We start from the raw sequence: 1,435 nt of genomic DNA, 5'->3' as shown, positions 1-1,435 counted from the left end.
CTGCTCCCCATTAGTTGGACTGAGAAATCAGTTACCGACTAGTGGGGAGTAGTTTTCATTGAGAGCACGAAGTTCGCTAAGTGAGCATCAGCGCGAGCAGTTGGTTGAACTATTTGAGCAAGGCATGGGCTGTGCTGCCGCTGCCAATGCTCTTGGTGTCTCCAAATACGTCGTCCGTATGCTCTGTCGTCGGTTTAAGCTGCATGGCAGGCTATGTCTTGTGGAGAAACCGATTAAGCAGCAGTACTCGTTCGACATCAAGAAGGAAGTTGTCCAACGACACCTTGCTGGCGAGACAATGATGGATCTTGCGCGTGAGTTTGGCCTGTCGTCAGATCAGCTGGTCAGTTATTGGTCGCGGCAATGGCGTAACGGTGGCGATGAGGCGTTAAAACCGAAGCCGAAGGGCAGACCCAAAGGCTCGGCTGTGCCAAAGCCGCTGACCGAAGAGGAGAAGCTACGGCGCCGGATCGCGCGATTGGAAGCGGAAAACGCTTATCTAAAAAAATTGCGGGACTTGAGGAATCAGGGACGCGCCTGAAAGTCCAGGCGATTGTCATCCTCAAGTCGCACCACCGCTTGGAGTACCTCCTAGAGGCAGCAGGTATCCCACGGTCGACGTTCTTCTACCACCAGAAACGCCTCGGCCAGCCAGATAAGCACGCCGAGCTCAAAGACGCGATCCGGGCAAGTTTTGAACGTAACAAGCATCGCTACGGCTATCGACGAGTGCTACTTGACCTGCGTAACCAGGGGTGGGTGGTCAACCACAAACTCGTCTACAAACTCATGCGTGAGATGGGCATTCGAGCCAAGATCCGCCAACGCAGGCCCTATGTTTCCTACACCGGGACGATCAGCCACATCGCTGACAACAAACTTGACCGCAAGTTCACCCCGGATCAGCCAAACACCGTCTTTGTCAGCGACGTCACCGAGTTCAGGGTCCAAGGCCGCAAAGAGTATTTGTCGCCGGTGATGGACCTGTTCGACCGCTCAATCGTCGCCCACACCGTGGCTACATCACCGTCGACAGCGTTGACCACCGATTCTTTGTCCAAGGCGATCGCGGCGAGTGCGCCTGACCCCGGGTGGATGATGCACACTGACCAAGGCTTCCAGTACCAGCACGCCTCCTGGCGCGATCTGATCGGTGACAACGGCGGTGTTCAGTCGATGTCGCGTAAAGCCAACTGTTACGACAACGCGGTCATGGAGAACTTCTTCGGGCACTTGAAAACCGAGATGTACCACGGTGAAGTCTTCGACACGGTCGCAGAGTTCAACCAAGCGATCGACGAGTACATCGGGTGGTACAACACCGAACGCGTCCAACAACGACTCAAGGGCCTGACCCCGATGCAATATCGGAATCAGACCCTTGAAGCCCTAACCGCCTAGAATTAAACCAGTCCAACTTTCGGGGGCCAGTTCA

1 pseudogene is annotated in these 1,435 nt (G+C 55.2%); it reads left to right on the top strand.

The features are described from left to right. Nucleotides 1-104 precede the first annotated feature (104 nt). Nucleotides 105-1,401: pseudogene (locus tag AC05K6_RS10160) on the top strand (IS3 family transposase). Nucleotides 1,402-1,435: the final 34 nt, after the last annotated feature.

It is taken from the genome of Corynebacterium sp. TUM25020, assembly GCF_056388495.1.
Note: the sequence above shows the minus strand (reverse complement) of the source record. Positions and strands in the feature narration are given on the sequence as shown.